Genomic DNA, 21,821 nt, shown 5'->3' with positions numbered 1-21,821 from the left:
GCATGGCGGCCGTGCCGCATTTGCGCAAGGGTTCGCCGCGATCATCGGCTAGGGTCGGCCGGCATCGAGATTCGCCGAAACCTTGCCCGATACCTTGACCAGAGTGCCTCTGCCGGTCGATCCAGCTCCGGCCGAGCCGCCGCCGCGACGCGACAACAGCCTGCGCGGCATCGGGCTGATGCTGCTCGGCAGCGTCTTCCTGTCAGCTGCCGACGTCGCCTCGAAATACCTCACGGCCACGACGCCGGCCATCCAGGTGGTCTGGCTGCGCTATGCTGCCTTCGCGCTGATCATGCTGGCGGTGGCCGCCCCTGGCGGCTTCGCGCAGTTGAGGCCAAAGCGCATGGGCATGCAGATCCTGCGCGGCGTCGCCGTCACGGTCTCCTCGATCCTCTTCGTCTCGTCGCTGAAATACCTGCCGATCGCCGACGCGACCGCGACCAGCTTCGTCGCGCCGCTCTTCGTCACGGCGCTCTCGATTCCGATCCTCGGCGAGAAGATCGGCTGGCGGCGTTGGACCGCGACAGCCGTCGGCCTGATCGGCGTGCTGATCGTCGTCCGTCCCGGCGGCAGCGATTTCCAACTCGCTTCGATGCTGCCGGTGCTGTCGGCGGTGACCTGGGCCTTCGCTCTGATCGTCACCCGGATGATGAGCGCGAGCGAGAACCCGGTCACCACCCTCGCTTGGTCAGCCGTTGTCGGCTGCCTTGTGCTGTCGGCCCTGCAGCCGCTGACCTGGCAGCCGCTGACCACCGAGGCGCTGCTGGTCGGCGTGTTCATCGGCGTATCCTCGACCGTCGGGCACTGGTTCGTGATCCAGGCCTTCAGGCACGCCGACGCCTCGCTGCTGGCGCCATTCTCCTATGTGCAACTGCTTTGGGCCTCGGCCTTCGGCTTCCTGCTCTTTTCCGTGCTGCCCGACGCCTTCACCTGGCTCGGCTCGGCGATCATCATCGCGTCGGGCCTCTACACGGCGCATCGCGAGCGCATCCGGGCGCGCCGGGTCACAGGACGATAGGCGGGCGCTGCATCCAGTTCGCGGGCAGCGCTCTATTCAGGACTCTGCCCGCACTCTAGCCTCGGTCCGCAATGGCCTCTCTTATCGCCCTCGGCCGCCGCGCCTTTCTCACGGCCGGCTCGGCACTACTGTCAGCCTGCTCGCCGCTCGGACTGCTCAATGCCCTCACGCCCGGTGATGCCGGCGGCCGCCTTGCGGCCAGCGACATCGCCTATGGCCCAGACAAGCGCCAAAGGCTCGACGTCTACGTGCCTGAACAAAGCACCGGCCGCGCACCGGTCATGGTCTTCCTCTATGGCGGCGGCTGGAACAACGGCGAGCGCGCCGATTATGCCTTCGTCGGCCGCGCCTTCGCGGCCCAAGGCTTCGTCACGGTCATCCCCGACTACCGGCTGGTGCCGCAGGTCCGCTTCCCTGCCTTCGTCGAAGACGGCGCCCTCGCCCTGCGCTGGGTCCGTGACTACATTACGAGATATGGCGGTGATGCTGCCGGCATTGCGTTAAGCGGCCATTCGGCCGGGGCCCATATCGCGATGATGCTGGCGCTCGACCGCCGTTTCCTTGCTCGCGCCGGCCTTCCGCCCGGTTTCGTACGCAGCGTCGCCGGGCTGGCCGGCCCCTATGATTTCCTGCCGCTAGACGATCCACGCAGCATCGCCGCCTTTGGCGATTACTCGCGTCTCGCCGAAACGCAACCGATCAGCTTCGCCAGCGCTCGCGCGCCCCGCACCTTCCTGGCCACCGGCGACGAGGACGAAACGGTCAGGCCACGCAACAGCATTGCGCTTGCCGCGAAGCTTCGGGCCGCCGGGGCAACGGTCGAGCTGAAGACTTATCCCGGCCTCAGCCATGCCGGCATCCTGCTCGCCTTGAACGCCGGCTTCCGAGGCCGTGCACCGGTCCTCGCCGATGTCGTGCGCTTCGCAAAAGCTTAGAGCTTCCTGGGCGACGCTCCATAACGAGCCATGAACGTGATCACCGCCTCGCCGACGACGCGCGCGATCTCGTCCTCGCTCGGCGGCGTGCGCACGGCGTTGAACAGGCGCGGACGCATCAGCGTCGACTGGGAGAGATCAACGAACTGCGCCGCCGCCAGGTTGGTATCCTCGATCACCAATTCGCCCTTGGCGACACGCTGGTCGAGGAAGGTCGCCAAGTGCCGCGCGCCCTGCATCGGGCCGCGCTCGTAGAATTCGCGGCCGAGATCGGGCATGCGCTCGGCAACACCGAGCACGATCCGGTGGGCACTCAATGCGAATGGGCCGGTCAGCAGGCGCACCAGTCCGGCACCGAAATTCGTCAGCGCCAGATTGAGATCGCGCTCCTCGGCCAGGGCCGCGTACATGCCCTGCTTCTGCTTCTCGCGCTCGCGCTCGATCAGCGCGACGAAGAGGTGCTCCTTGTCCTCGAAATAGACGTAGAGCGTGCCCTTGGAGACGTTCGCCGCCGCAGCGATATCGTTCATGCTGGCCGCGTCGAAGCCGCGCGCCGTGAACACGGCATGCGCCCCTTCGAGAATCTGGTGACGCTTGTCGGGATCGGCCCCGGCAACGCGTCGGTTGCGGGAGATCGCCTTGACGTGTCGCGGCTCCAGCGTCGCGCTCATTGTGTTCCATCCATTTCGCGCATGTTCGCGCTTGCAAAAATAATCGAACCGACCGGTTCGATTTCCTCTTGATATGCACTGCGTACGGCGCTATTTCAACCTCAATCGAACCGAGCGGTTCGAATTGTGATCGTCAGGGCATTGTCACCATGACTGTCGAATCTGCCATTGAAAAGCGCTCCGAGGACCGCCGCGACCGGCTGAAGCTGGTCGACCCCGTGCTGGAGCAGACACCCGCCCCCGTCGAAGCCCGCAAGGCCGACGAGGAGCGTGCGCCTGCCCCGCAGGCTGGCGACAAGCCGGCTCCCAAGCGCCCGGGCGCCAAGCGTATCGCCCTCATCCTCGTCGCCGGTACGGCGCTCGCCGCCGGGCTCTGGTTCGGCGTCGACTGGTGGCGCAATGGCCGCTTCATCATCTCGACCGACGACGCTTATGTCGGCGCCGAGATGGCGACGATCTCGGCCAAGCTGCCTGCCAACATCGCCACGATCTCGGTCACGCAGAACCAGGAGGTCAAGGCCGGCCAGTCTCTGGTCGCGCTCGACGCCGGCGACCAGCGCATCGCGCTGGAAAGCGCGCAAGCCAAGAGCGCCACGGCCAAGGCCACCCTGTCGCGCATCGACGCGCAGATCGAGGCCGCCCGCGCCAGCCTGCTGCAGGCGCAGGCGCAGCAGACCTCGGCCGAGGCTGCCGTCACCCGCACCGCCGCCGATTTCGAGCGCGCCAGCAACCTCGCCGCCAAGTCCTATGGCTCGCAGGCGACGCTCGATGCCGCCACCGCCGCGCGCGACCAGGCCGCCGCCTCGCTCGCCAGCGCCAAGGCCGGCGTCGTCCAGGCCCAGGCCAACATCGAGGTGCTGAAGGCGCAGCGCGTCGAGGCCGCCCGCCAGATCGACGAACTCAAGGTCGCCGAGGACAAGGCCAAGCGCGACCTCTCCTTCATGACGATCGCCGCGCCGATCGACGGTCTCGTCGCCAACACCAACATGCAGCTCGGCGATCTCGTCAGCGCCGGCAAGCGCCTGATGTCGATTGTCCCGCTCGACAAGGTCTATGTCGATGCCAACTTCAAGGAGACGCAGGTCGGCCCGCTGAAGATCGGCGACAAGGCGAAGATCACCATCGACGCCCTGCCCGGCCAGACCTTCGCAGGCACCGTCAGCGGCATTGCCGGTGGCACCGGCTCGGTTTTCACCTTGCTGCCGCCCGACAATGCCACCGGCAACTTCACCAAGATCGTCCAGCGCGTGCCGGTCCGCATCGCCCTGTCGCCTGAATCGGCGGCGAGGCACGTACTGCGTCCCGGCATGTCGGTCGTGGTCTCGATCGACCCGCGTCCGACCACCGGGCTCTAAACTCAAAGTGAGAGACGGATTCACCGATCAGGTTGATCCAACCTGATCGTATCCGGCTCTCGCCGGGCCCTCGACCCGAGGAGCCATTTTCCGACCGGGAAATGGCGATGCGCAGCGGCTCATTCGCCCCTTCTGGGCCAAAGCGCACCGCGCCTCACGGCGCTCCTCGGGCCGGGGGCCCGGCTCCAACCCCAAGCTGAAGCCCGAAGCTGAAGCCCGTCTTGGAGGCCGGCATGGCCACCGCTACGACTGCGATTCCCGCTGGTGCTCCACCGGCCGCCGACGCCATCCCGATGCGCCGAATCTTCGCCTTCCTGGCGATGGTCTTCGGCATGTTCATGGCGATCCTCGACATCCAGATCGTCTCGGCCTCGCTCGCCGAGATCCAGGCCGGACTGTCGGCTTCCAGCGACGAGATCGCCTGGGTCCAGACCGCCTATCTGATCGCCGAAGTCATCATGATCCCCTTGTCCGGCTATCTCAGCCGGGCGCTGTCGACCCGCGTCTTCTTCTCGATCGCCGCCGCCGGCTTCACCGTCGCCAGCGTGCTTTGCGCCATGTCGAGCTCGATCAACGAGATGATCCTGTGGCGCGCCGTCCAGGGTTTCATCGGCGGCGGCATGATCCCCGGCGTCTTTGCCGCGGCCTTCACCATCTTTCCGGCCTCTAAGCGCCCGATCGTCTCGCCGCTGATCGGCCTGATCGCCACGCTCGCGCCGACGATCGGCCCGACGGTCGGCGGCTATCTCAGCCATGCCTTCTCCTGGCACTGGCTCTTCCTGGTCAATGTCATCCCCGGTATCGCCGTCACCATCGCCGCCTGGAACTTGATCGACTTCGACAAGCCGGACCATAGCCTGCTCAAGCGCTTCGATTGGGTCGGACTCGGCGCCATGGCAGCTTTCCTTGGCAGCATGGAGTATGTGCTCGAGGAGGGCACGCGCCTCGACTGGTTCGAGAGCCACGAGATCGTCCTTTTCACCGGCGTGATGATCATCGGTGCCATCATGTTCTTCTGGCGGGCGCTGACGCGCGACGACCCGCTGGTCGATCTCTACGCTTTCAGGAACCGCAACTTCGCCTTCGGCTCGCTGTTCTCCTTCACCATGGGCATCGGCCTTTACGGGCTGACCTATCTCTACCCGGTCTATCTCAGTCGCATCCGCGGCTATGACGCGCTGATGATCGGCGAGACCATGTTCGTCACCGGCCTCGCCATGTTCCTGACCGCGCCGATCGCCGGACGCCTGTCGACCAAGCTCGACCCGCGCATCATGATGATGATCGGCTTCGGCGGCTTTGCGCTCGGCACCTGGCTCGCCTCAGCCATCACCGCCGATTGGGACTTTCACGAACTGTTGATCCCGCAGATCCTGCGTGGCTGCTCGCTGATGCTGTGCATGGTGCCGATCAACAACCTCGCGCTCGGCACTCTGCCGCCCCAGCAGCTGAAGAATGCATCCGGCCTCTACAATCTCACCCGCAATCTCGGCGGAGCGGTCGGCCTCGCGGTGATCAACACCCTGCTCAACGGCCGCACCGATCTGCACATCACGCGCCTGCACGAGGCCGTCGCCGCCGGTCGCCAGATCGCCGAGGAGAATCTAGCGTCGATGACCCAGCGCTTCATCGAATATGGCGACGTCGCACAGTCGATGGCGCTGAAACTGCTGACGCAGCGCGCCCACAAGCAGGCGCTGGTCATGGCCTTCGGCGACGTTTTCCTCGCCTTGACTGTCATCTTCGCATCCCTGGTGCTGCTGTCCCTGTTCATGACCAAGCCGCCAGCGGCGGCCCCCGCCGGCGGTGGCGGCGGCCACTAAGAGCGGCCAACTCCGTCCGGCGCGCGTGGTGGACAACCCCCTGATGCGTCTTGCCGCAGGTGCGAAGAGATTGACAGTCGGCTTCGGAGGCGTCAAAAATATGAGTAATATCAGTAGTTTAGATAAATTCTAAACTGCATGGGAATTGATCTGCGAGTTGGAAGGCGTTCATGAGCATTCTGTCCCTCAAGGATGGCAGCCCGGTGCGAGCCCAGGTGGACCAGATCCCCTGGCCGCAGAAGGCGCCCGCCGCCTGCCCGATCAGCGCCGTCAAAGCGCGCCTGCGTAGCGTCGGCCTCAGGCCCACCCGCCAGCGCATGGCGCTCGGCTGGTTGCTCTTCGCCAAGGGCGACCGCCATGTCAGCGCCGAGATGCTCTACGAGGAAGCGCTGCGCGCCCGCGAACCGCTCTCGCTCGCGACCGTCTACAACACGCTGCGCCAGTTCTCCGAGGTCGGCCTGCTGCGCCAGGTCTCGGTCTCCGGACCGAAGACCTTCTTCGACACCAATGTCTCGGAGCACCACCACTTCTACAATGAGGACGACGAGACCGTCGTCGACATCCCGGGTTCCGAGATTCACGTCTCGGGCCTGCCGGTCGCCCCGGAAGGCATGCTGATCTCCTCCGTCGAGGTGATCGTGCGTCTGCGCCGCGCCGATGATGAGGAGACGGTGACGAAGGTCGCCGGAGGCCGCCGGGCGTGATCGTCTGCTCCTGCAACGTTTTATCCTGCCGACAGATCAAGGGTACGATCGCGCCGGACGGGAGCGGTCCGCGCACTGCGGGCGAGGCTTATGACTGCCTCGGCTGCAGCCCGGATTGCGGCCGTTGCGCCCGTGAGGTCCGCTCTTTGCTTGTCGAGGCGCGCGCCGCCTGCGCCAGCCAGTGCCATAGCTGCGCCAGCCACGACGTCGAATGCGCTGTGCATGTCTCCGTCGGCCTGATGCTGGCCGGCATCGAAGAGAACGACGACCGCGTCGCCGCCTGATCGGCGCGGCACGATTTTCCCCCGAAGCACGCGATCCGCCCTTCCCTTTCCGCTCCGCTCGCTCTACATTAGGATCATTCTAATGTAGTCGATTGCGAGGAGAGCGGCATGAAGGGCGACAAGAAGGTCATCGAATACCTCAACAAGGGCCTGCGCTCCGAGCTCACGGCCATCAACCAGTACTGGCTGCACTACCGGATTCTCGACAATTGGGGTCTGAAGGACATGGCCAAGATCTGGAAGAAGGAATCGATCGAGGAGATGGTCCATGCCGACCGCTTCACCGACCGCATCCTCTTCCTCGAAGGCTTCCCGAACATGCAGACGCTCGATCCGCTGCGGATCGGCGAAAACGTCAAGGAAGTGATCGAATGCGACCTCAAGGCCGAGGTCGAGGCGCGCGCCCTCTATCAGGAAGCCGCCAAATACTGCCGCGAGGTCGGCGACTACCCGTCCGAGGATCTCTTCAAGAACCTGATGAAGGACGAGGAAGGCCATATCGACTTCCTCGAGACCCAGCTCGACCTGATCGGTCGGATCGGCCTCGAACTCTACACCCAGAAGCATATCGGCGGACTCGAGGGCGACGAGCACTGAGCGGCAGCGGGTCGTAGCAGTGACCAACCGGACCTGGCGACAGGTCCGGTTTTTTGTTGCGCGCCGGGCTCGCCAAGTGGGACGCGCCATGCCAGACACCAGCCCGGCAGCATGGAGATAGGCGGATGGGAACGATCGTCGCGGTGGCCCGGGATGACCGTCACCACTTCAGCAAGCCTGTCCTGTCCATGATCCGCCTGCTTGCCGGCCTGGGCATCGAGGGCGATGCCCATTGCGGCGAGACGGTGAAGCATCGCTCACGCGTCGCAGTCGATCCGACCCAGCCCAATCTGCGTCAGGTCCATCTCATTCACGCCGAGCTTTTTGGCGAACTCGCAGCTGCCGGCTTTACAGTCCGGCCAGGCGAGATGGGCGAGAACGTCACCACTCGCGGAATCGACCTGCTAGGCCTGCCCGTCGGCGCCCGCCTGCGGCTCGGGGACGAGGCCGTCGTCGAGATCACCGGCCTTCGCAACCCTTGCGTCCAGATCCAGGCCTTCCAGCCCGGCCTCCTCAAGGCAGTGCTCGGCCGGGCCGCCGATGGCAGCCTCATCCGCAAGGCCGGCGTCATGGCGATCGTCATTGCAGGCGGCGAGGTCAGGCGGGGCGACGCGATCGCGTTGACCTTGCCGGCGCTGCCGCATCGCGCGCTCGAACGGGTCTGAAGCCCTGCATAGGCCCCGGCGATGCGGCGCCATCTCGCGGACCGCCGCTCCGTCTCAAAAAAAACGGCGCGGCCCGAAAGCCACGCCGCTCGTTCAAACTGGCACCCGCAGGAGCAGGCGGGTCAGACGTAGCTGATATTCGCCGCTTCCGGGCCTTTCTTACCGGCGCGGATCGAGAAGCGCACGCGCTGCCCGTCCATCGGCGGCTGCAAGCCGCTGCGGCTCAGCGACGAAACGTGCAGGAACACATCCGGCCCACCCTGGTCCGGGGCGATGAAGCCGAAACCGCGCTCGGTGTTGAAGAACTTCACCGCGCCGTCGAACGGCCCTTCCATCGGGGCGCTGGCGCCGCGATCGAAGCCGCCGCGATCGCCGCGGTCGAAGCCGCCACGGTCGCCGCGGTCATAACCGCCGCCGCCACCCCCGTAGCCGCCGCCGAAATCATCACGGGGCGGGCGCGGCGAGAACGGACGACCGCCGCCCGCGCCACCGGCGCCACGCGGCGCAGCCGGGGTCGCGGTCGAGGCATCGATCTCGTGGACCGCGACGACCTGCAGGCCGCGCCTGCCTTCGCCGAGATCGCAGATGATGGTCGCACCGGGCTGCAGGTCCTGCGGATCCTGCGGGCCGATGGACGAAACGTGGACGAAAACGTCACCAGAGCCGTCCGCCGGAGAAGCAAAGCCGAAGCCTTTCTCCGGATCGAACCACTTGATCTTGGCTTCGACATTCTCGTGGGTGACGAACGGTGCCGGGGCGGCGGGCTTACGACGATCGAACATGCAGCTTCAACGATAGTGACCGGGAGTGCGCAATCTAGCGCAAGCTTCCGGGTTCGTCATCGGGCGGCGCAGCAAAAATTCTGGTCCGGCGAAATGCTGCCGGATTGCCGAATTTTTCCCCAGAGACGCCGTTTCAAGCGGCGGATCGTTCAAAATTCACCCGATCGGGAGCAGACGTCAACCGCTCTGGCCCGGCTCGGCTTCCGAGCAGCGGATCATCTGCACCTTCTTCGGCATCTCGCCGATCGCCGGAACGAACTGCCCTGACTGCGGATCGAGCAACATCAGCTCGCCGGTCGCGACCGCGAAATAGGCGCCGTGCAGGTGCAGGCGGCCTTTACCCTCGAGAATACTGATGCAGGGAAAGGTACGCAGATTGGCGAGCGACTGCTGGATCGAGAGCAAGGCCAGGCGCTCGACATAAGCCTCGAAGCTCTCATTGCGGCTGCGCCCACCCGAGCGGCGCGCCGCCGGTTCGATCAGCGTGATCCACTTGCCGATGAAGTCGCCGGGCGAGAGCGGGCCCTGCGCGTCATCGGCGAAAGCCCTGATGCCGCCGCAGCGGCCATGGCCGAGCACGACGATATGCTCGACCCTCAGCGCCTGCACCGCGTATTCGAGCGCGGCGGACGTTCCGTGCAGTTGATCGTCGGGCGAGAAGGGTGGGACGAGATTGGCGACGTTGCGCGCCACGAACATCTCGCCCGGGCTCGCATCGAAGATCACCTCGGGCGAGACGCGCGAATCGCAGCAGCCGATCAGCATGATCTTCGGCGTCTGCCCGCTCTCGGCGAGTTCCTCGTAGCGGCTTTTCTCGCGCGTGAAACGATCATCGAGAAAGGCGCGATAGCCTTCCGTCAGGCGCTGCGGGAACGGCTCTGAAACTGGCTGGTCCATGGCGCGCAGTTGGGCCAGAAGGCGACCGCCTTCGTCAAGAGCCGACCCGAATGATTCTGCTGCAATGCAGCATCAAATCTCGCAAATCCGCTTCTGCAATCGCGCCGCCAACGCCTCGCCATCGCCGCGGACGACAATGCGCTTGAGCCGCGCGCTCGCGCCGGCCGTTAAAGATACTTGCGAGCGGGAAACGACGAGCACCTCCGCCAGGAGTGCGACCAGTGCGGCATTCGCCTCGCCCTCGCTGGGAGCGGCCCGAACCCTTGCCTTCAGCACCTGGCGGCCATCGGCCAGCGTCTCGACCCCGTCGAGGGCATCGCGCCCGCCGCGCGGCGTCAGGCGAATGGCGATCGCGAGCCCGTCCGGCGTGACCGACCAGGCGGCCATCCCGCCTAGAAGACGTTGGGATAGATGTAGCGGGTGATCACGCTCTGGATGAAGAAGATCAGCAGCAGCAGGATGATCGGCGAGATATCGATGCCACCGAGATTGGGCAGCATGTTGCGGATCGGCCGCAGCGCCGGCTCGGTGAGGCGATAGAGGAAATCCCAGACCGTGGAGACGAACTGGTTGCGGGTATTGACGACGTTGAAGGCGATCAGCCAACTCAGCACGGCCGAGGCGATCAGGATCCAGACATAGAGGTTCAGCGCCAGCATCACGACGTCGAGAACGGCACGCATCGAACAGCATCTCCGAGAAGGCCGGGCGCTCCGCCGGAAGCGCCCACAAAACTCCTGCCGCAAGCGATTGACAGGAGCGCGACGCAGGGCCTAGAAGGCCAGCGCCTTGGGGCTGTAGCTCAGATGGGAGAGCGCTGCAATCGCACTGCAGAGGTCAGGGGTTCGAATCCCCTCAGCTCCACCAAGGTTTTTCGCTAAATAGCCGGAATTAAACGGGATTTGGCGGGACCAATCGGCGTTACCCCAACATTTACCCCAACACGCGTCGAAGGCAGGCGTCGTCTTCATTTGAGCGCCTGACCTTTTCGGCTGACGATGCGCAACGAGATCATCGCTCGCGATCGATAAGCGCTCAGGCGATTCGCCCCTGCCCCTGGCCCCGACTTCTCGCCGGCGCTCACGCCAAACCTTCAGCCGAACACTGCTTCAGCGGTCGATGTGCTCGGGCATCGCCTTCAGCTGATCTTTGGTCCAGCTCACGAGCGCGTGGACGTTGCCATCTTCGTCGCGCATGAAATCGAGTTCACTCAGAGGGACCGCCACCGGCTTTGCGCCAATGCCGAGGAAGCCGCCGACATCGATCACAACGAGGCTTGTTGGACCGAAACCGTGGAGGTGCGAGACCGATCCGATCTCGTCATCCCCGGGGCCGTAGATGGTGGCTCCATCAAGTGCGTCGGCAGTCAACTCGGTGCTGGAAAGTCGGATATGCTTGGAGTGGTCCATGATTTCCTCCTCATGCTCAAACTCACGAACGAGCAGAGGCCTCAGGCGTTCCGTTGCAAGCGCTCGCCGGCCGCCATGAGTTGCCGTGCCAGTCGTGCGCTGTCCCGCTTCGCCTGAGCCGCGCCATCAGCATAGGTCGCTCCCGGAGGCAGCTGGAGTGCCGCGCAGGTCCGAGGCGGCATCGTAGCCGCATCATCCTTCAGCGTGACGCACAGCCGGTTAAGCGCGACGATCAGTAGTCCACCCGAGGAGGCCTCAACGACCTCACCCTCGGGATGCTCAACCAAGGCGCAGAAGGCCCGCCAGAGGGCTGGCCTATCGTCGCTGCCGATGGCGTCGGTAATGTCCCGAAGTTTCATGTGACGATCCCGCCGTACAGGTGTTGAACTCCGCGCAGCTCGGCGAGGCCATCCGCATCAGCAATGCCGTGGTCGTTCGGCTCGCCTTCGTCATCGCACTGTGCGCCCTCGTCCTCGCAGCATTCCTCGCATTCGTCCAAAGCTATTGGTGAAGGCGTACCAGCGAGTGTCGGCTCCAGATCGCAATCGCCATCAAGGGTATCAGCAACAGCGATGAGATTGACGACGACCGCATCGAGCCGCCTGCGTATCCCCTGGCCCGTTTCCGATCGGATGGCGAGTTGCCGAGCGATGAGGTCCAGCATGTCTCGCACATCGCGGCGCTCATCCTGCGTCAACGGATCCAGCAGACCGTCAAGCTCGCCGTGAAACAGTGGGCCGATTTCTCGGCTCAGTGCGGCGGCAGCGTGTTCATTGAACCCGACCAGGCTCATGACCGCGCCCTCGCCTCGACACGCTGCTTGAACGCGACGGCATACGACCAATCGCAGTTCGATTGGAAATCGATGCAGCAAGCCCATCTGCGCATGTGGTCGCCGAAATTGGCCTCGTCGTGCCATCGGGCCGCGTACCAGTCAGGCCATCCAGGCACAGCCTCGAATGTCGCCCCGCAGCAATCGAGGTAGGCCATCGTGCGAGAGACTTGCTCGGCTTCGCTCCGTTCCTCGCGGGAGGCGATGGTCGCGCCGACTAGCGGGACCTCGCTGAATAGGTGCTGACGGTTCATACGCGGCGCTCCATCGGAATAACGCTCCTGCCGATGACCAATTCCCCGTCGACATAGACGACGGGCAGATGGCCATAGAACGAGTACGTCGGAAGGCTGACGGGCTTCACGCCGTAGGAGCGCGCGGGCTTGCCCTTGCCGCGCCGGCTGTTGATGCGGATCGGGCTCATGACATTGCCATCGCTTGCAGGCTGTCCCGAACGAGCCGCAGCGGCTTTTGGGCGGCTGCGTCGATGAATTCGGCATCGCGGGACAAGATGACATCGAGCAACGCCGCCGCCCCGGCCGGGGTCCGTGGCGGGGTCGCGTAGCACGTGTCAGAGACTGCGGCCCAAGCGTCGTAACGTCCGTCGAATTCGAGGGACAGCGCCTTGGCTTCGGGACTGTCTTCCGGCATCGAACAGTATCGCTCCCAGGCCGCCGCGTCTGCTTCCGTCAAACGGTGAAACTGCGCGCACAAGTCGAGTAGCTTGGCGTCGGGCGAATCTGCAGCGCCTCCGGATTGCGAGAGAGTATCCGGCGCGTAGGGCGCCGCCTTGCCCATTGCGGCTGCGGTGGGCAAGCTGATGCAGCCAGAAATCAGGGCTGGCACAGCCGCAGAAGCGAGCGCGCCTTTAATCGCGGTACGGCGATTGAATGGGGACATGAAAGAGCACTCCTCTAGGAAGGGAGGGGTTGAAGGGTCAGTTCTGGGGGATCCCGAGGATTACCGAAGCAGCCTTGGCTAGGCTGGCGGTCGCCTCTTCAGCGCACTCGGCCAGCATGTCCGGCTCGCTGGCCATGAGCATGATGACGGCATGCAGGCCTGCCGCAGTCGTGGGCGTCGTTGTGAGCGCCTTCGTCAGCGCGTCGGCCTCTCGGCTGCACCACGCTTGGCTGATCCCCTCCAGCTCTCTGACCTGCTCGCGCTTGTCAGCTTCGCCCTTGCGACCAGAATAGTCCGCTGACGCTTTCAACGCCGCGGATCGCGCATTGCGGGCTTCCTGGTCGAGCGGCGCGAACTGATCGAAGAAGCGGTGAATCCAGTGTGCGCCGACACCGTCAGCGGTCTGGCCGCGAAATTCCATAATGGGCCTTGTACCAGCAGCCTCCGCCGCGGCGCCGCATGCGTTCCCAGCCTCTTCCAGGGCAGCCAACCACTTCGCCTGGACTGGCCGCCATTCGGCGATTGCCCGAAGCGCAGGGTCGTCCGCGGCTACGGGTGGCGCCGCCTGGGCGCCGATCACTATGGCAGGCACAGTTGCGAGGCCACCCATCAGCGAGCGGCGATTGAGAGCAGGCAAGCCTGTAGCGGCTGCCCGAACGGTGGAGTTCGGCATTGGATGTCTCCAGCGATGTTGCAGGCGGTGAGGGTTAGTGCTTCTCGGGGCGCGAGAGGTCGCGCGCTAGGTCGGCGATATCCGCAGGGCTCTCGCCGCAGCGGCAGGCGTGCATGATCAAGCGATGCGCTCGCTCGTGGCTTGCCCACCGATCGGATGGGCGGCGACGCCGCAGTTCCGCCACCACCATGTCGATCTCGGTGGCGATACCTTCGAAGCGGGCGCTAAGATACTCGTGAAGAACGGTGCCCTGAATTCGCGGCGAGTTGGTCTTAGAGGCAATCGCATCCTCGGCAGCCAGCAGGGCGTCGTAGAGCGCATCCAACTCCGAGACAGTGAGTCCGGAAAGCGGCAGCGCGGGAGCGGTCTGCGGGCCGTATACGGCAGTGACGATAGGCGTCATGTCTCAGGCTCCAGTCGGGCGGTTGAATATCTGTCGGCGTTTCCACTCGCGGCTGGCCTCGCGCTCCATCGTTGCGAAAGCCCGCTCGGGAGCGGCGCAGTTGAACTTGAAGCAGCCAGATCGGCCGAACACGCGAATCTCGTAGCGTTTGCTCTTGGCGCGCAGCGGCTGGTGATAGATGTCCGCCAGCACATCGGCGCCGTCATGCGCCTGCGCCTCCAGGATCGGTTCAGGATAGTGCTTCGGGTTCGGGTCGAACCACGTGACGCGCGACCAGACCAGGGGCGAGCCATCCTTGGCCGCAATGACGATCCGGTCGCGAAGGGATACGAGGTCGGTCATCGTCTCACGCTCCGATCTGGTTGAGGGCGGTATGCAGCCGGTCGACTGCGGCGAAGTTCATGCGGTCGCGGTAGTGCTCACTGGCGATAGCCTGCTGAATGGCGGCGGCATCATTTCCGAAGGAGGCGGCCAGCCGGGCGCTCTCGACAGCGCGGGCAGCCAGAGCGGCGCGGGTGCGGGCTTCCTGTTCGGCGCGCTGGCGCAGGGTGTACGCCTCACTCTTCGCTTCCGCCCAAGCCTTCCGCAGAGCGCGTGAGCGCTGTTCGTTCCGCTGGGCTGCCGTGTGGCAGATCATCAGGGCGAAGCGAGCGTGCTGGAAAGCCCGGCGCATGATGGCAGCCTTCTCGAAGACGATGCCTGTTGAGTTCTGCGCTGCAAGGGCCATGTGATGGGTGTCACCTCGTTCGTGATGTGCTAGACATAACGGACGATGCATTGCACGTCAAGTGCTAGACATAACGGATTATGCGCAGTACATGAAAACGGCAGCAATGGTGAAGGCCGGCCGCGAGTTGGCCGGGTGGTCGCAGGCGGAGTTGGCCGAGAAGGCCGGGCTGTCTGTGCCGACAATTCAGCGGATGGAGAATTCGCAATTCGGACCGCTGCGCAGCTCAGGGGCAAACCTGGAAAAGCTGCGCGCTGCCTTCGCCGCGGGCGGCGTAACATTCGTTTCGTCGGACGGACGGGACTGTGTCTGTCTCGATCGAGGCGCGTAACCGCGAGGTGTTGATGCGGGCCGAAACCGGAGATCTATTCGAAATGGCACCAAACGACGTGAACGTTTCGGCGGCGGTGGGCTTCGACTATTCCGCGCTGCCGGCTGAGCATGTCGAAGGAGCCCGAGCTTGCGCGCAGTGGGTTCGCGGCGCCATGGCGAAGCTGGAGGCTGACACGATCGAGACCATGACCGTCGTCGGTGCAAGGCTGCGGGAGCAAGTGCCTTCCGCCCCTTTACCATCGACGGGCTCGGATCTGCCGAAGACAGTACGCGACTGTCTGTCGACGATAGCAACTGCCCGAAATGAAAAGTTCGTCGATCAGCGCAAACTCTACGAAGGAATGCTGGAGCTTTGCCGACCGGAAATCGAAGCAGCCGCACGCTCAGCATTTTTGGCCAACAAAGATAGCGACCTGCCAACAGAGCGCGAGAAGGCGCTAATTGCGGCGAGCACCGCGGCTAAGGCGATAATCGGGATGGCCAACTGAGAGCCGGCACAACCGGGCCGATGCGCATGGGAGGGCAGTTTATGAGCAACATCGGCGTTGCCTGTGGGGTAACATTCGCCGCGATACTTCTGGCTGCAGCACACGCGTTTGCGGCTCCGGCCTCATACCACGGGACGTCAAAGGTCACGGCTCGCGGCAGCTCAAGCTACGAAATCGCCCGCGGCGGGTGCGGCTCGCGCGGCGGGCCAGGATACCGCAAAGCAAATGGCAAGTGCGCGGGCTGGAACGACTGAGGGCCTGGCGGTTTGGGGGGCAATGACCATGAAGTTTGTGCTTGCGGCCATCGTCACCGTGACGACGGCGGGGTGCGTCACCGATCGGGTGCGGTTCAATGCGGGCCCAGGACAAACAGCGCTTGTGCGGGACGGCAAACCAGCTGTCTCTTCGGTCGGCAAGGATTCGGTCGTCCTATTGAGCCGAACTGGACGCGACATTCCGGCAGGTCAACGCGTCGGTTTTGTACTCGCGATGCAGAACCGCGGGAAGGGACCGCTGAATTTTACAGTTTCCGAGGTGCGGGTGGAGCAGTCGTTCGGAGCCGGCGGCACCAGTCAGCCGCTTGAGGTGCTGACCTTCGAAAAGCTCCAGCAGGAAGAGAAGACGCGACAGGTCGTGTCGGCAATCCTGGTCGGCGTCGCTGCTGGGGCCAATGCTGCGGCAGCATCGCAGTCCGGCTACTATCGGGCTAACACCACCTTCTATACCCCTCGCGGAACTTACGTTGCCACGACAACCGGCTATAGCCCCACCGCAGCAGCCATCGCGTCCTCAAACGCATCGGCGCAGAACGCCGCTATGATCGAGTCGTCGATTGCACAGGGCCAAGCCAACATGGCTCGTCTTGAGCAGGACTACATCAAAGACCACACCCTGCTGCCGGGTGAATGGTATGGCGGCACTGTCGGCATTGCCCCACCCACCGGGGAAGCCAAGCAGAAGACCTATCAAATCCGCGTCCACGTTGGCTCCGACGTTCACGTTTTCGATGCGGTCCAGGAGCCGACGAGCGGATAACCTTTCCCTCAGGTCTCGTGGCTAAGCAGGCGGATCACGCGCATGCTGGCGAGTTTGGCGATGCCGGACAGGGCGGGCTGGACGGCATCAACTTGGGCATCTTCGCCCTTGATCTTCTTGAGGGTGTCGAGGAACCGACCCGTGTTCAGGGCGGTATTAACGACAAGCCGCAAGGCGCGCTCGCTGATCTTCTCGCCTCGCTCAGCATCGAGCTGGACCGCTCTCAAAGAACGCCCTGTGGACTCTGCTGTGTTGCTGGTAAATGCGGGCGCATAGTTTGCGTCCGCATTCCACCGAGCATTGGCAGAGACTGCCCCGGCTTTGGCCTCAGGGTGAAGCTCTTCATAAATCGCTTTGCGCCGCGCCGTCTGGCTGGCCCGCTCGGCGGGAGACAGTTCGGCCCGGCACAGGTTCTCGTCGATCACCGCCATTTCAGCGTGGAGTTCGTGGGGCGGCTCGGCAACCGCAGCGAGTACGCCGGAGGAGCCGGAAAGCGTATCGCGAGCACGGTTTCCTGCGCATACACCCCCAGGGACTTTCATTCGAACATTCCGATCCCATCTGTTGAACAGGCAGAAATCGAAGGACCGGACTACGCATGTCGTGCGATTGCGAACGGCTCGCCGAGCGATCTATCGCGAGATCGAAAAGCAGCTCCCAAAGCGCGGAGGTGACGTCGACAATCGAGACCTGCAGTGCGTCTTGGTCAACGGGCAATTGGATCTTCTGAGAATTGCAGCCTCTCTCACGAGGCGGTTTTGCGTGCTTGCCGACAACCTTGAAACGGTTATCACTGACGGCCCAGCAGCCGAGCGATTTTTGCGCGAGCAGCGGACCGCTAATCTCACTAGGGCCATCTAGGCCGTCCATGCCGATTTTGGCAGGCGGCAAGGCGGCCCGGATCCGGGGGTACGCAATTTTGAGCGCAACGCCTTCGTGAATTTGTAAGCATTGGCGTGGTCGATTGGTGCCGTGCAGATGCGGTTGCCTTTACCATCTCCCGGGCCTGATGCGACGCGCGAACAGGCGCGTCTCGATGCGCTTGCGCGTTATGGCGTGCTCGACACGCCGGCTGAGGCATCGTTCGATCGCCTGACCAGGCTGACGAAGCGCATCTTCGGCGTGTCGATGTCGACCATGTCTTTCATCGATGGCCACCGGCAATGGTTCAAGTCGCAGCAAGGCCTCGGCGCTAGCGAGACCGACCGCGCCCCGGCGTTCTGCAATGTCACGATCCAACAGCCGGCAACGTTGATTATCCCGGACGCCACCGCTGACGAGCGCTTCGCTACCAACCCCTTCGTGGTCGGCGAGCCTTATGTCCGCTTCTACGCCGGTGTTCCGCTGCGCTCATCCGACGGCCACGCTATTGGCACACTTTGCGCGTTTGACCCAAGGCCGCGGGTATTCAGCCAGCAGGACAACGAGACGCTTGCCGACCTCGGCGGTGTGGCGATGGACATCCTTGAACTCAGGCGACGCGCTTCGGCCGGCAAGACCGGAGCGATCCCCGGCGAAAGCTTCGAACCGTCACTGGCCAGAGAGTTCGCGCACGGCCGTAGCGTGCTGAAAGCCGGCCGGATTATCTTCAACAACAGCCGCGCGGCAGTCCGCTGTACGGTGAGACAACTGTCGCCGGAAAACGCTGTGATCCACGTAATCAACACGGCGAAGATACCGGATCGCGTGGCCCTTTTGATCGATGCCGATGCCATGTCCCGACTCTGCTCGGTGACGTCTAGGGCCGAACAGCACCTCGCGCTCGCCTTCGAGAGCTGATGCAACACCACTCGTCCTCATCCTGTTGAGCGGATAGCGCCTGTCCTTACTCACCGCGTGGGGAACCAAAGCGATCGATCTTGATTTATGGGGATCGGAGCGGAGGGCACGGCGATGGCTAGCGGCTGGGCTCCTGACGGGGCAGTTCAAGATCAGATTGACGATTCCATTGCAGATGCGGTGCGATTGGCTCGCGCCAAGTTGGCCACTGGTCCCGGCGAAATTTACTGCCAAGTGTGTGGCGAGGAAATTCCCGAGGCCCGCCGCAAGGCGACGCCGAGCGCGCGCACGTGTGTCGATTGCCAATCTGGCCTCGACCGCCGCCCAATCCTCGGCGGAATCAATCGCCGCGGCAGCAAGGACAGCCAGTTGAAGTGACCCAAGCTGACGTCCATGGTTAAAGGGTGCGCGTTTCGGGCTGCAGGACCGAGCTGATACATGAAATGCTCCACGATCCCGAAACCCCTGGCTAACCACCCGCTTGCGCTCGGCCGCGCCGCCCTCGCACCCCCAAGGAGACGCCGTAATCTGGAGGGATGAAGCTCCGCTTAGGACAAGGCAATGCCAGACAAGCAGGCCATTGAAATCCCAGTTGTCCGAGTCGCCTCGGTCGAAGTCAGTGGCGACCCGACGCAGGATTCCTTGATTACCTTCAGCACTGAGGCGGACGCGGACGTTGTCCTGCGCTTGCCCCCGACGGTCGTGGCGGAGCTGGAGGCCCTACTCGCGCGCGCCAGCCTGGAACAGGCGAAGCGGCTGCCGAAACAGTGACCCGACCGAGCAGCATCCTCCTCGCCGCGCTGGCCGTGACGACATTTACGGCTTTGATCGCGGTCTGGCTGAGATGGCGAGTGGGGTGGTAGAATGGCTTGATGATCACGCCGGTTGATGAGGACTGCGGCTACTGTTGCGGGCGTCCAGGTAGCGCTCGATAGCGTCCCCGTAGGCAACCATTAGTAGATAATCGACGGAGCCCTCGGGAGCGTTCCTCAGTCGCTCGATGTTCTCCAGAGCATCGACATATTCCTGCTCGGTATCGATGACTACGACGGGTGCCTCAGGATGGCCGGGTCGACAATTGCTGGTCATGCACCTCTTCTCCGATCGTCTTAGAATACTGGCTAACGCCGTTTTGCCAGCCTGTTGCAGGCGCGTTCTCCTGCTCGCGGGGATTGGCTGTCAGAACAGATCACCCTGCGCTGGCGGCTTGACCGCTGGGAACAGCGCAGGATCCGTCGGATCATCCTTCTTCACGCCACGTGCGACTATCGATAGCGAGCCGTTGGGCAACGGGCGCTGCTGCAGCGCCTTCGCCTGATCCCAGGGCGCTGTCATCCACGTCTCACACTCCTCCGGGGTCGTCAGGATCACCGGCATGGCCTTGGGGTGGACCGTGCGAACATCGGCGTTCGGGTCAGTCGTGAGAAACCCGAACAGGTCGAGGGTCTCTTCGCCATCCTTGATCTTGCGGACGCTGGTCCATTGAGAGCACCAGATCCCGGCAAACATCGCGGTGGGGCGCTCTTCTCCGAAGGCGAACCAGACGTCGCCGCCCTCAAATTTGTTGAACTCGCTGAAGCTCGTGAAGGGCACGAGGCACCGGTTCTGGACGCCTAGCCAGCGCAGCCAATGCTTGCTGTCGGTGCGACGGATATTCGTCGTCCCCCGGTCCGGTTCCAGACGCACCAGCTCCTCGAAATCCACCGTCTTGCCTTTTGCGCGCAGCTTCTCCGCACGCTCGGTTGCTGCGTCGTACTGAGCCTTGCGAGACGACGGCATGCCCCAGCGGACCATGGCCAACTCAGGTCCCGCTGCAGCGTTCCGAATGATCGGAGCGGGCCTGTCGGGATTAATGTTCGGCATCGGCGGCAGGTTGGCAAAGTTCGCGCCGCCGTCATTGAACGGCGCGAACAGCTTGCGCATCGCCTCTACGTTGCGGGTGTGGCTGTAGAGGTTGCACATGCCTCGCGTCTCTTGCTCCGCTCGATGAAGTCGGCGCTGATCGCTTCATCGCCGCCCATCATGAGTTCATCAGCATCGTAGGGATTGAGCAATGCCCCGCCGAACTGCTGGATGAACGCCTCCGCTGTCTCGGGATCCTTCATCTCAGCCCACAGAAACCCGGCCTTCTTGAAGCAGTCGATTTCGACCCCGCGGCCGCCCTTGCCAAGCCACTTGGCCGCCTGCGCAGCCGCGTCAGCAAGCTCTACCTTCGGCATGCTGACCAGCACATGGAAAGGCCGGTCCCATGTGTCGATGAAGTAGTAGGCCCCACCCATCTCGTCGAGGCCGTCATACGGGCCGGAGATCCCGCAGCCCTGCTGTGCCAAGAGCCGCTCAGCCTCTTCCACGATGACCAGGTGCCGGGTCTTCAACTGAGGTATCCAGCGGTTCTGGATCACGCCCAAACCGTGGAGCTCGTTGAAGGTCGCCTGATAGAGATGGCCGCTCTCCTTGATCCCGGCGACGATCTTCGCCAAGGCTTCAATCGCTTCCGATCCGACGGCGCCTCGTGTCTCGTTTGGGTTCGGCAGGCAGTTGTTCATCCTTGCCTCCTTCGATCAGGGTCAGACCGGACATGCTCGGCGGCAGGTCCGGCGGCGAAGTGCAGCCGATATCCATGAGGTAGGCACCGCACTTTCGGCCGTACTTCTGCGGCTTGCGCGCCGCGTTGCTCGGGTCCCACGCACAGGCCGATCTGAAGGCGCCGAGCAGCCATCTCAACGTCGCGTTCTCGCCGTACACCCAGGCCAAGCCAGCCAGCCGAGCGTCCTTGCTGCGAGTGCAGAATTGGCAGCGGAAGCGCACGACCACCCAGGGAAAGTCGATTAGCGACGTGTCTTCGTTCGGCGGTTCCATGGGCGTCATGCATCAGTGGTGACCTCGCGCGGGGGCCTGGCGCCTTCGGAGAACACGCCCTGAATGAAGCCCCTCCAATTCGTCGCGCTCCGGCAATGGCTCGGCTGACATGTTCCGCGTCCTCAGATATGAGAACATAAAGAGAACGAGAGAGGCGGAGAGTCAACCCTGACGCCAGTTCGAAACCCGCGCCGCGCTTACAACAAGGACGGCTCGATGGTGCAGCCGGCGACAGTCGGCTCCGATCGAGCGCGAGGGCGTCAGAGAGCCGAGGTGTGGTGCAATGACTGCCACCACCATGCTGAAATCAGCATGGACGGGCTGCCTGACGGCCTTCCTATCCCGGACATCTGCTTGCGCTACCGCTGCTCGAAATGCGGCAGCAAGAACCTGATGTCCCGAGGTAGCATCGAAGAGCACTATGAGATGGTCGAACAGCAGCGGGCCGGGAAGGGCATCGGGACCAGGTCAAAGCCCAACTCGTGACCAAGCCGGCTTGGTCGATCGCTGGGCAATGTCAGCAACGGGTCCTGGCCGTGTCAAAACGCCTTGGACCGAGAGGAGAGATGATCGACCGTGGCGGAGATGCCAGATTGGCCTGTTTCGCTGCTCCACTCGCTCGTCGTGACCTCTCCGACCGCGGGTGGCTCCT

At 63.8% G+C, this 21,821-nt stretch carries 33 protein-coding genes and 1 tRNA gene; 15 read left to right on the top strand and 19 right to left on the bottom strand.

Going from position 1 to position 21,821, the window contains the following annotated elements:
• Positions 1–103 precede the first annotated feature (103 nt).
• Complete coding sequence (locus tag B6S44_RS25145) at positions 104–1,018, top strand: DMT family transporter (RefSeq protein ID WP_248309786.1); 915 nt, start codon at positions 104–106, stop codon at positions 1,016–1,018.
• Between the two features lie 71 nt (positions 1,019–1,089).
• Positions 1,090–1,953, top strand: a complete 864-nt coding sequence (locus B6S44_RS25140) for an alpha/beta hydrolase (RefSeq protein WP_129159614.1) — start codon at positions 1,090–1,092, stop codon at positions 1,951–1,953.
• Here B6S44_RS25140 and B6S44_RS25135 read toward each other — a convergent pair.
• The gene (locus B6S44_RS25135; RefSeq protein WP_129159613.1) at positions 1,950–2,624 is read right to left on the bottom strand and encodes a TetR/AcrR family transcriptional regulator; all 675 of its coding nucleotides are present in this window, start codon (positions 2,622–2,624) and stop codon (positions 1,950–1,952) included. The genes B6S44_RS25140 and B6S44_RS25135 overlap by 4 nt on opposite strands.
• Before the next feature lie 149 nt (positions 2,625–2,773).
• Here B6S44_RS25135 and B6S44_RS25130 point away from each other — a divergent pair, with 149 nt between their 5' ends.
• From B6S44_RS25130 to B6S44_RS25110, 6 genes are all read left to right on the top strand, one after another.
• Positions 2,774–3,979 (top strand): HlyD family secretion protein, encoded by a 1,206-nt coding sequence (locus B6S44_RS25130; RefSeq protein WP_129159612.1) that lies wholly within the window; start codon positions 2,774–2,776, stop codon positions 3,977–3,979.
• 233 nt (positions 3,980–4,212) lie between these two features.
• Positions 4,213–5,802 carry a DHA2 family efflux MFS transporter permease subunit gene (locus B6S44_RS25125; protein WP_129159611.1) on the top strand — a complete coding sequence of 530 codons (1,590 nt, stop codon included), beginning with the start codon at positions 4,213–4,215 and terminating at the stop codon, positions 5,800–5,802.
• A gap of 170 nt (positions 5,803–5,972) precedes the next feature.
• Positions 5,973–6,506, top strand: coding sequence for an iron response transcriptional regulator IrrA (gene irrA, locus B6S44_RS25120; protein ID WP_129159610.1), 534 nt, complete (start codon positions 5,973–5,975; stop codon positions 6,504–6,506).
• A complete protein-coding gene (locus B6S44_RS29505; RefSeq protein WP_164985958.1) occupies positions 6,503–6,790 on the top strand; it encodes a (2Fe-2S)-binding protein in 288 nt (95 codons plus the stop codon). Before irrA ends, B6S44_RS29505 begins: the two co-directional genes overlap by 4 nt.
• A 108-nt stretch (positions 6,791–6,898) precedes the next feature.
• Positions 6,899–7,387 carry a bacterioferritin gene (gene bfr / locus B6S44_RS25115; RefSeq protein WP_129159609.1) on the top strand — a complete coding sequence of 163 codons (489 nt, stop codon included), beginning with the start codon at positions 6,899–6,901 and terminating at the stop codon, positions 7,385–7,387.
• A gap of 125 nt (positions 7,388–7,512) precedes the next feature.
• Entirely contained in the window at positions 7,513–8,052 is a 540-nt protein-coding gene (locus tag B6S44_RS25110) for an MOSC domain-containing protein (RefSeq protein WP_129159608.1), read from the top strand.
• Between the two features lie 122 nt (positions 8,053–8,174).
• Here B6S44_RS25110 and B6S44_RS30125 read toward each other — a convergent pair whose 3' ends face one another.
• The 4 genes from B6S44_RS30125 to B6S44_RS25090 form a co-directional block, all read right to left on the bottom strand.
• A complete protein-coding gene (locus tag B6S44_RS30125) occupies positions 8,175–8,834 on the bottom strand; it encodes a cold-shock protein (protein WP_129159607.1) in 660 nt (219 codons plus the stop codon).
• 177 nt (positions 8,835–9,011) lie between these two features.
• Positions 9,012–9,731 (bottom strand): carbonic anhydrase, encoded by a 720-nt coding sequence (locus B6S44_RS25100; protein WP_129159606.1) that lies wholly within the window; start codon positions 9,729–9,731, stop codon positions 9,012–9,014.
• Positions 9,732–9,803: 72 nt separating this feature from the next.
• Positions 9,804–10,118 carry a DUF167 family protein gene (locus tag B6S44_RS25095; RefSeq protein ID WP_129159605.1) on the bottom strand — a complete coding sequence of 105 codons (315 nt, stop codon included), beginning with the start codon at positions 10,116–10,118 and terminating at the stop codon, positions 9,804–9,806.
• 5 nt (positions 10,119–10,123) lie between these two features.
• A complete protein-coding gene (locus B6S44_RS25090; protein ID WP_126115610.1) occupies positions 10,124–10,414 on the bottom strand; it encodes a YggT family protein in 291 nt (96 codons plus the stop codon).
• 108 nt (positions 10,415–10,522) lie between these two features.
• On the opposite strand from B6S44_RS25090, the gene B6S44_RS25085 reads away from it, so the two are divergent.
• Positions 10,523–10,598: transfer RNA gene (locus B6S44_RS25085), tRNA-Ala, on the top strand.
• A 242-nt stretch (positions 10,599–10,840) separates the two neighbouring features.
• On the opposite strand, the gene B6S44_RS25080 is transcribed toward B6S44_RS25085, so the two are convergent.
• The 9 genes from B6S44_RS25080 to B6S44_RS25045 form a co-directional block, all read right to left on the bottom strand.
• Positions 10,841–11,140 (bottom strand): PRC-barrel domain containing protein, encoded by a 300-nt coding sequence (locus tag B6S44_RS25080; protein WP_129159604.1) that lies wholly within the window; start codon positions 11,138–11,140, stop codon positions 10,841–10,843.
• Positions 11,141–11,181: 41 nt separating this feature from the next.
• Positions 11,182–11,499 (bottom strand): hypothetical protein, encoded by a 318-nt coding sequence (locus B6S44_RS25075; RefSeq protein WP_129159603.1) that lies wholly within the window; start codon positions 11,497–11,499, stop codon positions 11,182–11,184.
• A complete protein-coding gene (locus B6S44_RS25070) occupies positions 11,496–11,933 on the bottom strand; it encodes a hypothetical protein (RefSeq protein WP_129159602.1) in 438 nt (145 codons plus the stop codon). The genes B6S44_RS25075 and B6S44_RS25070 overlap by 4 nt, the downstream gene beginning before the upstream one ends.
• A gap of 289 nt (positions 11,934–12,222) precedes the next feature.
• Positions 12,223–12,396 carry a hypothetical protein gene (locus tag B6S44_RS29500; protein ID WP_164985957.1) on the bottom strand — a complete coding sequence of 58 codons (174 nt, stop codon included), beginning with the start codon at positions 12,394–12,396 and terminating at the stop codon, positions 12,223–12,225.
• Entirely contained in the window at positions 12,393–12,872 is a 480-nt protein-coding gene (locus tag B6S44_RS25065; protein WP_129159601.1) for a hypothetical protein, read from the bottom strand. Before B6S44_RS25065 ends, B6S44_RS29500 begins: the two co-directional genes overlap by 4 nt.
• A 37-nt stretch (positions 12,873–12,909) precedes the next feature.
• Positions 12,910–13,545 carry a hypothetical protein gene (locus B6S44_RS25060; RefSeq protein ID WP_129159600.1) on the bottom strand — a complete coding sequence of 212 codons (636 nt, stop codon included), beginning with the start codon at positions 13,543–13,545 and terminating at the stop codon, positions 12,910–12,912.
• A gap of 34 nt (positions 13,546–13,579) precedes the next feature.
• Positions 13,580–13,948, bottom strand: a complete 369-nt coding sequence (locus B6S44_RS25055) for a hypothetical protein (protein ID WP_129159599.1) — start codon at positions 13,946–13,948, stop codon at positions 13,580–13,582.
• 3 nt (positions 13,949–13,951) lie between these two features.
• Positions 13,952–14,290: a hypothetical protein gene (locus tag B6S44_RS25050; RefSeq protein WP_129159598.1), complete on the bottom strand. Its 339-nt coding sequence runs from the start codon at positions 14,288–14,290 to the stop codon at positions 13,952–13,954.
• A 4-nt stretch (positions 14,291–14,294) separates the two neighbouring features.
• Entirely contained in the window at positions 14,295–14,675 is a 381-nt protein-coding gene (locus tag B6S44_RS25045; protein ID WP_129159597.1) for a hypothetical protein, read from the bottom strand.
• Between the two features lie 91 nt (positions 14,676–14,766).
• Between B6S44_RS25045 and B6S44_RS25040 the strand changes: the two genes are divergently transcribed.
• The 3 genes from B6S44_RS25040 (at position 14,767) to B6S44_RS25030 (ending at position 16,531) form a co-directional block, all read left to right on the top strand.
• Positions 14,767–15,006 (top strand): helix-turn-helix domain-containing protein, encoded by a 240-nt coding sequence (locus B6S44_RS25040; protein WP_129159596.1) that lies wholly within the window; start codon positions 14,767–14,769, stop codon positions 15,004–15,006.
• Positions 14,981–15,496, top strand: coding sequence for a hypothetical protein (locus B6S44_RS25035; RefSeq protein WP_129159595.1), 516 nt, complete (start codon positions 14,981–14,983; stop codon positions 15,494–15,496). Before B6S44_RS25040 ends, B6S44_RS25035 begins: the two co-directional genes overlap by 26 nt.
• Before the next feature lie 282 nt (positions 15,497–15,778).
• Positions 15,779–16,531: a hypothetical protein gene (locus B6S44_RS25030; RefSeq protein WP_129159594.1), complete on the top strand. Its 753-nt coding sequence runs from the start codon at positions 15,779–15,781 to the stop codon at positions 16,529–16,531.
• An 8-nt stretch (positions 16,532–16,539) separates the two neighbouring features.
• On the opposite strand, the gene B6S44_RS25025 is transcribed toward B6S44_RS25030, so the two are convergent.
• Positions 16,540–16,962 (bottom strand): hypothetical protein, encoded by a 423-nt coding sequence (locus B6S44_RS25025; RefSeq protein ID WP_129159593.1) that lies wholly within the window; start codon positions 16,960–16,962, stop codon positions 16,540–16,542.
• A gap of 520 nt (positions 16,963–17,482) precedes the next feature.
• Here B6S44_RS25025 and B6S44_RS25020 point away from each other — a divergent pair.
• The 3 genes from B6S44_RS25020 to B6S44_RS25010 all read left to right on the top strand — a co-directional run bounded on the left by B6S44_RS25020 (position 17,483) and on the right by B6S44_RS25010 (position 19,081).
• Positions 17,483–18,310, top strand: a complete 828-nt coding sequence (locus tag B6S44_RS25020; RefSeq protein WP_248309753.1) for a GAF domain-containing protein — start codon at positions 17,483–17,485, stop codon at positions 18,308–18,310.
• 114 nt (positions 18,311–18,424) lie between these two features.
• Complete coding sequence (locus B6S44_RS25015; protein WP_129159592.1) at positions 18,425–18,688, top strand: DksA/TraR family C4-type zinc finger protein; 264 nt, start codon at positions 18,425–18,427, stop codon at positions 18,686–18,688.
• A 183-nt stretch (positions 18,689–18,871) separates the two neighbouring features.
• Positions 18,872–19,081: a hypothetical protein gene (locus B6S44_RS25010; protein WP_129159591.1), complete on the top strand. Its 210-nt coding sequence runs from the start codon at positions 18,872–18,874 to the stop codon at positions 19,079–19,081.
• Between the two features lie 105 nt (positions 19,082–19,186).
• Here the strand turns inward: B6S44_RS25010 and B6S44_RS25005 are convergent, their stop codons facing one another.
• The 4 genes from B6S44_RS25005 to B6S44_RS24990 form a co-directional block, all read right to left on the bottom strand.
• Positions 19,187–19,399 carry a hypothetical protein gene (locus B6S44_RS25005; RefSeq protein ID WP_129159590.1) on the bottom strand — a complete coding sequence of 71 codons (213 nt, stop codon included), beginning with the start codon at positions 19,397–19,399 and terminating at the stop codon, positions 19,187–19,189.
• A 90-nt stretch (positions 19,400–19,489) separates the two neighbouring features.
• Positions 19,490–20,272, bottom strand: coding sequence for an SOS response-associated peptidase (locus B6S44_RS25000; protein WP_129159589.1), 783 nt, complete (start codon positions 20,270–20,272; stop codon positions 19,490–19,492).
• Positions 20,239–20,856 carry a hypothetical protein gene (locus tag B6S44_RS24995; RefSeq protein WP_129159588.1) on the bottom strand — a complete coding sequence of 206 codons (618 nt, stop codon included), beginning with the start codon at positions 20,854–20,856 and terminating at the stop codon, positions 20,239–20,241. Before B6S44_RS24995 ends, B6S44_RS25000 begins: the two co-directional genes overlap by 34 nt.
• Entirely contained in the window at positions 20,795–21,169 is a 375-nt protein-coding gene (locus B6S44_RS24990; RefSeq protein WP_129159587.1) for a hypothetical protein, read from the bottom strand. The genes B6S44_RS24995 and B6S44_RS24990 overlap by 62 nt, the downstream gene beginning before the upstream one ends.
• Between the last annotated feature and the right edge of the window lie 652 nt (positions 21,170–21,821).

This window comes from Allobosea sp. Tri-44, assembly GCF_004123845.1.
Classification (GTDB): Bacteria; Pseudomonadota; Alphaproteobacteria; order Rhizobiales; family Beijerinckiaceae; genus Allobosea.
The sequence above is the reverse complement of the archived record's forward strand: the minus strand, read 5'-3'. Positions and strand labels throughout refer to the sequence as shown.

Bases quoted from the DNA above. Each gene is read 5' to 3' on its own strand.
- B6S44_RS25025 (WP_129159593.1), bottom strand. From the start codon at position 16,962: ATGGCGGTGATCGACGAGAACCTGTGCCGGGCCGAACTGTCTCCCGCC.
- B6S44_RS25060 (WP_129159600.1), bottom strand. From the start codon at position 13,545: ATGCCGAACTCCACCGTTCGGGCAGCCGCTACAGGCTTGCCTGCTCTC.
- bfr (WP_129159609.1), top strand. From the start codon at position 6,899: ATGAAGGGCGACAAGAAGGTCATCGAATACCTCAACAAGGGCCTGCGC.
- B6S44_RS25065 (WP_129159601.1), bottom strand. From the start codon at position 12,872: ATGTCCCCATTCAATCGCCGTACCGCGATTAAAGGCGCGCTCGCTTCT.
- B6S44_RS25055 (WP_129159599.1), bottom strand. From the start codon at position 13,948: ATGACGCCTATCGTCACTGCCGTATACGGCCCGCAGACCGCTCCCGCG.
- B6S44_RS25015 (WP_129159592.1), top strand. From the start codon at position 18,425: ATGGCTAGCGGCTGGGCTCCTGACGGGGCAGTTCAAGATCAGATTGAC.
- B6S44_RS25090 (WP_126115610.1), bottom strand. From the start codon at position 10,414: ATGCGTGCCGTTCTCGACGTCGTGATGCTGGCGCTGAACCTCTATGTC.
- B6S44_RS25135 (WP_129159613.1), bottom strand. From the start codon at position 2,624: ATGAGCGCGACGCTGGAGCCGCGACACGTCAAGGCGATCTCCCGCAAC.
- B6S44_RS25095 (WP_129159605.1), bottom strand. From the start codon at position 10,118: ATGGCCGCCTGGTCGGTCACGCCGGACGGGCTCGCGATCGCCATTCGC.
- B6S44_RS24990 (WP_129159587.1), bottom strand. From the start codon at position 21,169: ATGGAACCGCCGAACGAAGACACGTCGCTAATCGACTTTCCCTGGGTG.
- B6S44_RS25040 (WP_129159596.1), top strand. From the start codon at position 14,767: ATGAAAACGGCAGCAATGGTGAAGGCCGGCCGCGAGTTGGCCGGGTGG.
- B6S44_RS25045 (WP_129159597.1), bottom strand. From the start codon at position 14,675: ATGGCCCTTGCAGCGCAGAACTCAACAGGCATCGTCTTCGAGAAGGCT.
- B6S44_RS29500 (WP_164985957.1), bottom strand. From the start codon at position 12,396: ATGAGCCCGATCCGCATCAACAGCCGGCGCGGCAAGGGCAAGCCCGCG.
- B6S44_RS25075 (WP_129159603.1), bottom strand. From the start codon at position 11,499: ATGAAACTTCGGGACATTACCGACGCCATCGGCAGCGACGATAGGCCA.
- B6S44_RS25130 (WP_129159612.1), top strand. From the start codon at position 2,774: ATGACTGTCGAATCTGCCATTGAAAAGCGCTCCGAGGACCGCCGCGAC.
- B6S44_RS24995 (WP_129159588.1), bottom strand. From the start codon at position 20,856: ATGAACAACTGCCTGCCGAACCCAAACGAGACACGAGGCGCCGTCGGA.
- irrA (WP_129159610.1), top strand. From the start codon at position 5,973: ATGAGCATTCTGTCCCTCAAGGATGGCAGCCCGGTGCGAGCCCAGGTG.
- B6S44_RS25100 (WP_129159606.1), bottom strand. From the start codon at position 9,731: ATGGACCAGCCAGTTTCAGAGCCGTTCCCGCAGCGCCTGACGGAAGGC.
- B6S44_RS25030 (WP_129159594.1), top strand. From the start codon at position 15,779: ATGAAGTTTGTGCTTGCGGCCATCGTCACCGTGACGACGGCGGGGTGC.
- B6S44_RS25000 (WP_129159589.1), bottom strand. From the start codon at position 20,272: ATGTGCAACCTCTACAGCCACACCCGCAACGTAGAGGCGATGCGCAAG.
- B6S44_RS25005 (WP_129159590.1), bottom strand. From the start codon at position 19,399: ATGACCAGCAATTGTCGACCCGGCCATCCTGAGGCACCCGTCGTAGTC.
- B6S44_RS25010 (WP_129159591.1), top strand. From the start codon at position 18,872: ATGCCAGACAAGCAGGCCATTGAAATCCCAGTTGTCCGAGTCGCCTCG.
- B6S44_RS25140 (WP_129159614.1), top strand. From the start codon at position 1,090: ATGGCCTCTCTTATCGCCCTCGGCCGCCGCGCCTTTCTCACGGCCGGC.
- B6S44_RS25050 (WP_129159598.1), bottom strand. From the start codon at position 14,290: ATGACCGACCTCGTATCCCTTCGCGACCGGATCGTCATTGCGGCCAAG.
- B6S44_RS25070 (WP_129159602.1), bottom strand. From the start codon at position 11,933: ATGAGCCTGGTCGGGTTCAATGAACACGCTGCCGCCGCACTGAGCCGA.
- B6S44_RS25110 (WP_129159608.1), top strand. From the start codon at position 7,513: ATGGGAACGATCGTCGCGGTGGCCCGGGATGACCGTCACCACTTCAGC.
- B6S44_RS25080 (WP_129159604.1), bottom strand. From the start codon at position 11,140: ATGGACCACTCCAAGCATATCCGACTTTCCAGCACCGAGTTGACTGCC.
- B6S44_RS30125 (WP_129159607.1), bottom strand. From the start codon at position 8,834: ATGTTCGATCGTCGTAAGCCCGCCGCCCCGGCACCGTTCGTCACCCAC.
- B6S44_RS25125 (WP_129159611.1), top strand. From the start codon at position 4,213: ATGGCCACCGCTACGACTGCGATTCCCGCTGGTGCTCCACCGGCCGCC.